The following is an 8,011-nucleotide window of genomic DNA, read 5'->3' as shown; positions in this document are numbered from 1 at the left end:
CGACGCGGCCGCGTCCCAGGTCCGGCGCCTGCTCGGCCAACGCCGCCATCAACCCCTCGCCGTCGGTGCTGCCCGCCGACAGCCGCCCGGCCCGGAATGTCAAAAGATTGGCCGAGCCGCAGGTCCGTGCGGTCGCGCTGACCTCGTCGGCCAGCGCCAAGGCCCGCTCCTTGAACGGCGCCGTGACGTTCAACCCCCCGCAGACGGCCCGCGCGGCCCTCGGCGACCAGGGCGTCGAACCCCGCCTCGTCGTCCGGCCCGAAGGCGTCATATGTCGCGTCCAGCCCCGCGGATCGGATCCAGGCGCCGTGCAGCAACGGGCTCAGCGAATGCGCGATCGGCTGTCCGGCGACTCCGGCCCGAACGGTCACGCGCGCAGCACCCCGGCCCGTCTCAACTCGGCCAGGACGAGCCACAGGGGCAGGCCCAGGACGGTGAAATAGTCCCCCTCAACCGCCTCGAAGAGCTGGGCCCCCAGGCCTTCCAGCCGGTACGATCCCACCGACGTCAGAAGCGCCTCGCCCTCAGCCGCCAGATAGGCGTCCAAGAAATCGTCCGAGAAATCCCGCATCCGCATGGAGACGCTGTCCACGCCCGACCAGACCACCTGGCCGTTCCGCGCCAGGGCCGCCCCAGAGTGCAGGCTGTGGACTCGACCCCGCATCCCGCCGAGCCGCGCCCGCGCCTGGTCCATCGAACGGGCCTTTGAAACCAGCTCTCCGTCGAAAGCCAACGTCTGGTCGGCGCCCAGGACCCAGGCGTCTGCGTCATGCCGCGACACCGCCAAGGCCTTCACCCGGGCCAGCTCCATCGCCAGCCCCGCCGCGTCCGCCGGGTCATGAACGGCCTTGACCGCCTCCTCGTCGACGTCGGCGACCTGAACCGAGAAGGGCACGCCGGCTCCCTCCAGCATGGCCCGGCGCGCGGCGCTCTTGGACGCCAGGATCAGCCTCTGGTCCGGCGCGCTCACCAGCTGGCCCCCATCCGCCGGGTGCGCCGCTCGTTCAGGACGTTGATGATGGCGGCCGCCGTCTCCTCGACCGACCGCCGGGTGACATCGATCACCGGCCAGCCGCGACGCTCGAAGGCGCGCCGCGCCTTGACGGTCTCCTCGCGCACCGCATCGTGATCGACATAGGAGCTGGCCCGCGTGGCGTTCAGACCGTCCAGACGGTTCTTGCGGATCTGCACCAGGCGATCCGGCGACACCGTCAGGCCGATCACCAGCGGGTTCTTCAATCCGACCAGCCGCTCGCCGTCCTCCTGCCCGGGCACCAGGGGCACGTTCGCCGCCCGGATGCCACGATGGGCCAGATAGATGCAGGTCGGCGTCTTGGACGTCCGGCTGACGCCGCACAGCACCACGTCGGCGCCCTCCAGCTGCTCCGTCGTGCCCTGACCGTCGTCGTGGGCCATAGCGAAGTCCAGCGCCGCGATCCGATTGAAATAGTCGGTGTCCAGGGCGTGCTGGGCGCCGACCCGGGTCGAGAGGGCCGCGCCCAGATAGCGCGACAGGGCGCCGACCAGCGGATCCAGCGCCGCGATCTGAGGCATATCCAGCCGGCGGCAACCCTCTTCCAGCTGCTCGCGCAAGTCCCGGTCCACCAGGGTGTGCAGCACCACGCCCGGCGCCGAGGCGATCTCCTCCAGCACCCGGTCCATCTGCCGGTCCGAACGGACCAACGCGTAGATGTGTTCGATCGGGATCACCCCGTCGAAGCGCGCCACGACCGCCTTGGCCATGGCGTTCAGAGTCTCGCCGGTCGAGTCCGAGACCAGATGAACATGGAAATAGGTCGCCAGTCGCGATCCGCCGGCGGAACGGGCCGGCGTCATGGGATCCGGACTCCTGTGGAATCTCTCGTCGACGACCGGGGCATGACGCACGGACTCCTGTGGACGGGGCGGGGCGCCGTTCGACGGCCGCGGGGCGCCGATCTCTATAGCGGCGCCGGCGTCGGCTCGCGAGCGGGGATGACAGTGGACGGACGGATCGGCCCTCCCGCCGGACATCCACCGGCGCCCGACCGTTTGCCGACCGGCTGTGGATCGCGACGACCCCCGGTGGTCGGCCCCCATCCGTCATCGTTCCCGAAAGCCCCGCCCAGCCTCGCCGTTAAGGTCTCGTTAAGGGTTATCCCCGGTATCGACAGGGCGGACCCGGCTGTCGATCGGCCTGTGACTCGTTGCGGACAACCCCGCCCTCTGACCACCTCCCGGACCCAGTTGTCCCCGTCATCCCCGCCCCAAGCTGCTACCTTCAATTCAAATCAATTCATTTGATTGAAGGATGGGGGTGCGACATCGCCCCGGGCTTGAGCGGGTCCTCCAGCCCCGGTAAGGCCGACACGGTATGACGCTTCCCTCCGACCCACCGCTGTTCCTCCAGGCCCTGGCCGGCGAAACCACCGCGCGTCCGCCGGTCTGGTTCATGCGCCAGGCCGGGCGCTATCTGCCGGAATACAGGGCGCTGCGGGCGACGACGCCCGACTTCATCTCTTTCTGCCTGGATCCGGAGAAGGCCGCCGAGGCGACGCTGCAGCCGATGCGGCGGTTCGGCTTCGACGCGGCCATCGTTTTCGCCGACATCCTGCTGATCCCGCAGGCGCTGGGGCAGGAGGTCTGGTTCGAGGCCGGCGAGGGTCCTCGCCTGGGCGCCCTGCCGCCGGTCGAGGCCATGCGCGACAAGGTCGAGGGCGCCGGCGAGGCGCTGAAACAGGTCGGCCGAACCCTGTCCATCGTCCGCGAGCAGCTGGAGCCCGAGCGGGCCCTGATCGGCTTCGCCGGGGCGCCCTGGACCGTCGCCACCTACATGCTGGACGGCGAGGCTCGCACCATCGGCAAGGGTGAACGCGCCCAGGCCCGCACCTACGCCTATGCCGAACCCGAGAAGGTGCGGGCGGTTCTGGACGTCCTGGTCGAAGCGACGGCTCATTACCTGAAGATGCAGGCCGACGCCGGCGCCCAGGCGCTCAAGATCTTCGAGAGCTGGGCCGAGGGCCTGCCCGACGACCTGTTCGAGATCCTGGTCCTTCAGCCCCACGTCAAGCTGGTGAAGCGGGTTCGAGAACTGGGCGCGACCGTTCCACTGATCGGCTTCCCCCGCGGCTCCGCGGCCCTGGCCGAACGCTATGCCGCCGAATGCGACGTCCAGGCCGTGGCGCTGGACACCGCCTGCCCGCTCGAGGTCGGCCGACGTGTCCAGGCGATCAAGCCGATCCAGGGCGCGCTGGATCCGCTGCTGCTGCGCGCGGGCGGCCCCCTGCTGGATCGTCGGGTGGATCAGCTGCTCGAGGCCTGGGGGCAGGGGCCGTGGGTGTTCAACCTCGGCCACGGCATCCTGCCGGACGTGCCGATCGCCCACGTCGAGCAGGTGCTGAAGCGGATCGGCGCTCAATGAGCCGTCCGCACCGCGTCGCCGTTCTCCTGTTCAACCTGGGAGGACCGGACGGGCAGGCGGACGTGCGGCCCTTTCTCTACAACCTATTCTCGGACCGGCGGATCATCGGCCTGCCCTGGGGCGTGAGACACCTGCTGGCCTGGTTCATCTCGACGACCCGGGCGGCGTCGGCCCGGGCCAACTACGCCAAGATGGGCGGCGGCTCGCCCCTGCTGGGCGAGACCCGGAAGCAGGCGACGGCGCTCGAGAAGACCCTGAACCGGCGCAAGGACCGTGAGGCCAAGGTCTTCGTCGGCATGCGCTACTGGAAACCCTTCATCACCGACGCGGCCCGCGAGATCGCGGCCTGGAAGCCCGACGAGACAGTGGTCCTGCCGCTCTACCCCCAGTTCTCCTCGACCACGACCCTGTCGGGCTTCGACGTCTTCGACCGGTCTTATGCGGGCTCGTCTCGGAAGATCTGCTGCTATGCGGCCGACCCCGGCTTCATTTCGGCCCACGCCAAGATCGTACGCGCCTGGCTGAAGCTTCTGCCGGCCGACGGAGGCGTCCGCATCCTATTTTCCGCCCATGGCCTGCCTGAGCGCATCATCAAGGCAGGGGATCCGTACCAGGAGCAGGTCGAAGCCACGGTCTCGCGGGTCATGGCCGCCGTGAGGGCGGAGATCGGTCCGGACACGCCGGATCACAGGGTCTGTTATCAGAGCCGCGTCGGCCGTCTCGTCTGGATCGGTCCCTCGACCGAGGAAGCGATCGCCGAGGCCGCGGCCGATGGAAAGTCGGTGCTGGTGGTCCCCATCGCCTTCGTCTCCGAACACATCGAGACGCGGGTCGAACTGGACATGGACTACGCCATGCTGGCCGGCGACCTCGGGATCCGCAACTACGCCCGGGCCCCGACGCTGGGCGTGGCGCCCGAGTTCATCGACATGCTGGCGGGACAGGTCGACCGCGCGCTCATGGCCAATGAGCCGATCATCGGCGATCATGACTGTTCTGCGGCCCATTCACTGTGTCCGCGCGCCTGCGTCCGGAGGGCGGCATGAACTGGTACGACCTCGCCCGCGGGCTGCACATCCTGGCGGTGATCGCCTGGATGGCCGGGATGCTCTTCCTGCCGCGCCTGTACGCCTATGACGCCGAGCAGGCCGACAAGCCCGAGCCGCTGCGCACCGAGATGCGGACCCTGCTGCGCACCTGGCAGCGCCGCCTGCTCAAGATCATCGTCAACCCTGCGATGATGGCCGCCTGGCTGTTCGGCGGCTGGCTGATCTGGCTGGACGGGACCGGCCGAGGCTGGGACTTCCTTGCGCAGCCGTGGATGATCGCCAAATTGGCGGGTGTGATCGCCCTGTCCGGCTGGCACGGCTTCCTGGCCGGCGAGTTCAAGCGCATTCAGGCCGGGACCTCGGTCCGGTCGGGCCGCTTCTGGCGCATGACCAACGAGATTCCGTTCCTGATCGCCATCGTCATCGTCCTGTCGGTGACGACAGAGTGGACCTTCGGATAGACGCCCTCCGGCCGCGCTCCGCTTGACCTGACGCCCCCGGCGTGGTTTCGCTGGCGGTGAACCGATCCTGGCCATCCGCCGGACGGTCCCTCTCTCCAAAGCGATGCCCGCCGGATCGACCCAGCGGGACTCCATCGTTCTTCCTGCCGGCCGCAAGGCCAGACATCCCTAGCCGCTCCGACCTCGCCCCGGCGAGCGCTTGAGCGCGCACACTTGATGAAGACACCCATGACCGATGTCCGCGACACCGATCCGACCGCTCCTGAAACCGAGACCCTGGACGGCGACCTGCCGACCGACGAGGTCTCCGCCGCCGACCTGCCGATGGTCGACCAGGAGGCCGACGACGAGGATGAGGACGACGGCGAACCGATCGTCCCCAACGGCCGCATCACCCTTGCCGAGCTCAACGAGAAGACGCCGGCCGACCTGGTCGCCTTCGCCGAGGGGCTTGAGGTCGAGAACGCCTCCAATCTGCGCAAGCAGGATCTGCTGTTCGCCATCCTGAAGGCCCTGGCCGACGAGGAGGTGGAGATCATCGCCGACGGCGTGCTGGAGATCCTGCCGGACGGCTTCGGCTTCCTGCGCAGTCCCGACGCCAACTATCTTCCGGGTCCGGACGATATCTATGTGTCGCCGTCGCAGATCCGCCGCTTCGGCCTGCGCTCGGGCGACACCATCCACGGCGCCGTCCGCGGCCCGCGCGAGGGCGAGCGCTACTTCGCCCTGCTGAAGGTCGACACGATCAATCTGGAAGACCCGGAAGCGGTCAAGACCAAGGTCCTGTTCGACAACCTGACCCCGCTCTATCCGGAAGAGCGGATCCACATGGAGATCCAGGATCCGACCCTGAAGGACCGTTCGGGACGGGTCATCGACATCGTCGCTCCGCTCGGCAAGGGCCAGCGCTGCCTGATCGTCGCGCCGCCGCGCGTCGGCAAGACCGTGATGCTGCAGAACATCGCCAAGTCGATCGAGCGCAATCACCCGGAAGTCTTCCTGATCGTTCTTCTGATCGACGAGCGTCCGGAGGAGGTCACGGACATGCAACGCACGGTGAAGGGCGAGGTCATCGCCTCGACCTTCGACGAGCCGGCCACCCGCCACGTCGCGGTCGCCGAGATGGTGATCGAAAAGGCCAAGCGCCTGGTCGAGCACAAGAAGGACGTCGTGATCCTGCTGGACTCGATCACCCGCCTGGGCCGCGCCTACAACGCCACGGTGCCGTCGTCGGGCAAGGTGCTGACCGGCGGTGTCGACGCCAACGCCCTGCAGCGGCCCAAGCGCTTCTTCGGCGCGGCGCGCAACGTGGAGCAGGGGGGCTCGCTGACCATCATCGCCACCGCCCTGATCGACACGGGCTCGCGCATGGACGAGGTGATCTTCGAAGAGTTCAAGGGCACCGGCAACTCCGAGATCGTCCTGGACCGCAAGGTCGCCGACAAGCGCATCTTCCCGGCCATCGACGTGCTCAAGTCGGGCACCCGCAAGGAAGATCTCATCACGCCGAAGGATCAGCTGGCCAAGACCTACGTCCTGCGCCGCATCCTCAACCCGATGGGCCCGCAGGATGCGATCGAGTTCCTGCTCGACAAGCTGCGCCAGTCCAAGAACAACGGCGACTTCTTCCAGTCGATGAACACCTGATCCATCCCCGCCTTCGCGGGGATGACAAGGAAGGCCTCGGAGCGATCCGGGGCCTTTCGGCTGTCAGGGGATAAGCAGGGTCGAGCCTGTGGTCCAGCGGCCCTCCAGCGCCTCGTGCGCCTCGCGAACCCGGTCCAGCGGGAAGGTCTGGCCAATCTCGATCTTCACCGCGCCCGAGCGGATCACCGCGAACAGGGCGGCGGCGCTGGCGTCCAGCTCTTCGACGGTGGCGACATAGTCGAACAGGGTGGGGCGGGTGACATACAGCGACCCGCCGCGCGACAGCCGCAGCGGGTCGAACGGCGGGACCGGGCCGGACGCATTGCCGAACAGGACAAGAGTTCCCCGTCGCGCCAGGCTGGCCAGGGACGCCTCGAAGGTGGCGGCGCCGACGGAATCGTAGGCGACGGCTACGCCGCGTCCCTGGGTGATCGCCTTCACTCGCTCGGCCACGTCTTCCCGATCGTAGAGGATGACGTGATCGCAGCCGTGGTCGCGGGCCAGGGCCGCCTTTGCCTCGGACCCGACCGTGCCGATCACGGTCGCGCCGAGCGATTTGGCCCACTGGCACAGGATCAGGCCGACGCCGCCGGCGGCCGCGTGGACCAGGATCTTCGTCGCCTTGTTCACGTGAACGTCCGTCGGACCAGATACTCGGCGGTCATGCCCTTGAGCATCACGGCGGCCGCGACTTCCAGGCTGACGTCGTCCGGCACCGCCACGGCCGCGTCCTCGGGCAGGACGTGGAACTGCGCATAGGCGCCGACCGGCGCGGTGGCCGTCGCGACGCGGTCGCCGACCCTGAACCGGACGACCCCCTCGCCGATCGCCTCGACCGTCCCGGCCGCCTCCTTGCCCAGGCCCGAGGGCAAGGGCAGCGCGTAGAGACCCGAGCGCTGGTAGACGTCGATGAAGTTCAGGCCGACGGCGGCGTTGCGGATCAGGATCTCGCCCGGTCCTGGAGAGGGAACCGGGACCTCGGCCAGCTTCAGCACCTCCGGCCCGCCGGCCTGATCGAAGCGGACGGCGAACTGGGTCGAGGGGAGGGCCATCTGGACGGTTCCTTTACGCGGCCGGATCGGCCATGAACGTCCCTGACAGATTGGAGCGGCCCCATGAAAATCAACGTCGAGATCGATTGCACCCCGGCCGAGGCTCGGGCCTTCCTGGGCCTGCCCGACGTGACGCCCCTGAATGACGCCATGGTCGCCGAGATGCAGAAGAGGATGGCCGAGAACGTCGCCGCCATGCAGCCCGACGAGCTGATGAAGTCCTGGACCAGCTTCGGCCTGCAGGCCCAGGACCAGTTCCGCCGGATGATGGAGACGGCGGTGGGATCGACCAAGCCGTGATCGGGTGTTCCTCACCCAGCGGGGGGAGGGGGACCATCCGAAGGATGTGGTGAGGTTCCTCCACGCCGGCGGCCGCATTCAGCCCCCCCTCCACCGCTTCGC

At 68.5% G+C, this 8,011-nt stretch carries 7 protein-coding genes and 3 pseudogenes; 5 read left to right on the top strand and 5 right to left on the bottom strand.

Translation table 11 applies throughout. The features are described 5' to 3' along the window. The 4 genes and pseudogenes from AC2W7C_RS10305 to AC2W7C_RS10290 form a co-directional block, all read right to left on the bottom strand. Positions 1-271, bottom strand: a pseudogene (locus tag AC2W7C_RS10305) (hypothetical protein); the annotation flags it as partial. Further along, positions 267-371: pseudogene (locus tag AC2W7C_RS10300) on the bottom strand (shikimate dehydrogenase); the annotation flags it as partial. The pseudogenes AC2W7C_RS10300 and AC2W7C_RS10305, both read right to left, overlap by 5 nt. Continuing rightward, positions 368-970, bottom strand: a complete 603-nt coding sequence (locus AC2W7C_RS10295; protein ID WP_486001360.1) for a Maf family protein — start codon at positions 968-970, stop codon at positions 368-370. The pseudogene AC2W7C_RS10300 and the gene AC2W7C_RS10295, both read right to left, overlap by 4 nt. Further along, complete coding sequence (locus AC2W7C_RS10290) at positions 967-1,836, bottom strand: pyruvate, water dikinase regulatory protein (RefSeq protein WP_486001359.1); 870 nt, start codon at positions 1,834-1,836, stop codon at positions 967-969. Before AC2W7C_RS10290 ends, AC2W7C_RS10295 begins: the two co-directional genes overlap by 4 nt. A 517-nt stretch (positions 1,837-2,353) precedes the next feature. Here AC2W7C_RS10290 and hemE point away from each other — a divergent pair. The 4 genes from hemE (at position 2,354) to rho (ending at position 6,557) form a co-directional block, all read left to right on the top strand. Further along, positions 2,354-3,400, top strand: coding sequence for a uroporphyrinogen decarboxylase (hemE, locus tag AC2W7C_RS10285; RefSeq protein WP_486001358.1), 1,047 nt, complete (start codon positions 2,354-2,356; stop codon positions 3,398-3,400). After that, positions 3,397-4,446: a ferrochelatase gene (gene hemH / locus AC2W7C_RS10280; protein WP_486001357.1), complete on the top strand. Its 1,050-nt coding sequence runs from the start codon at positions 3,397-3,399 to the stop codon at positions 4,444-4,446. The genes hemE and hemH overlap by 4 nt, the downstream gene beginning before the upstream one ends. Continuing rightward, the gene (locus AC2W7C_RS10275) at positions 4,443-4,910 is read left to right on the top strand and encodes a CopD family protein (RefSeq protein WP_486001356.1); all 468 of its coding nucleotides are present in this window, start codon (positions 4,443-4,445) and stop codon (positions 4,908-4,910) included. Before hemH ends, AC2W7C_RS10275 begins: the two co-directional genes overlap by 4 nt. Positions 4,911-5,138: 228 nt before the next feature. Next, on the top strand, positions 5,139-6,557 hold the full coding sequence (gene rho, locus AC2W7C_RS10270) for a transcription termination factor Rho (protein WP_486001355.1): 1,419 nt from the start codon (positions 5,139-5,141) through the stop codon (positions 6,555-6,557). Between the two features lie 63 nt (positions 6,558-6,620). On the opposite strand, the pseudogene AC2W7C_RS10265 reads toward rho, so the two are convergent. After that, positions 6,621-7,609: pseudogene (locus tag AC2W7C_RS10265) on the bottom strand (quinone oxidoreductase family protein). Between the two features lie 63 nt (positions 7,610-7,672). Here AC2W7C_RS10265 and AC2W7C_RS10260 point away from each other — a divergent pair. Next, positions 7,673-7,909, top strand: coding sequence for a DUF6489 family protein (locus tag AC2W7C_RS10260; RefSeq protein WP_486001354.1), 237 nt, complete (start codon positions 7,673-7,675; stop codon positions 7,907-7,909). Positions 7,910-8,011 lie beyond the last annotated feature (102 nt).

The sequence above is a fragment of the Brevundimonas sp. CURTG3B2_SDJG genome, assembly GCF_057364705.1.
The sequence above is the reverse complement of the archived record's forward strand: the minus strand, read 5'-3'. Positions and strand labels throughout refer to the sequence as shown.

Excerpts from the sequence above, each read along its gene's own strand:
- AC2W7C_RS10290 (WP_486001359.1), bottom strand. The coding sequence starts at position 1,836 with ATGACGCCGGCCCGTTCCGCCGGCGGATCGCGACTGGCGACCTATTTC.
- hemE (WP_486001358.1), top strand. The coding sequence starts at position 2,354 with ATGACGCTTCCCTCCGACCCACCGCTGTTCCTCCAGGCCCTGGCCGGC.
- hemH (WP_486001357.1), top strand. The coding sequence starts at position 3,397 with ATGAGCCGTCCGCACCGCGTCGCCGTTCTCCTGTTCAACCTGGGAGGA.
- AC2W7C_RS10275 (WP_486001356.1), top strand. The coding sequence starts at position 4,443 with ATGAACTGGTACGACCTCGCCCGCGGGCTGCACATCCTGGCGGTGATC.
- rho (WP_486001355.1), top strand. The coding sequence starts at position 5,139 with ATGACCGATGTCCGCGACACCGATCCGACCGCTCCTGAAACCGAGACC.
- AC2W7C_RS10260 (WP_486001354.1), top strand. The coding sequence starts at position 7,673 with ATGAAAATCAACGTCGAGATCGATTGCACCCCGGCCGAGGCTCGGGCC.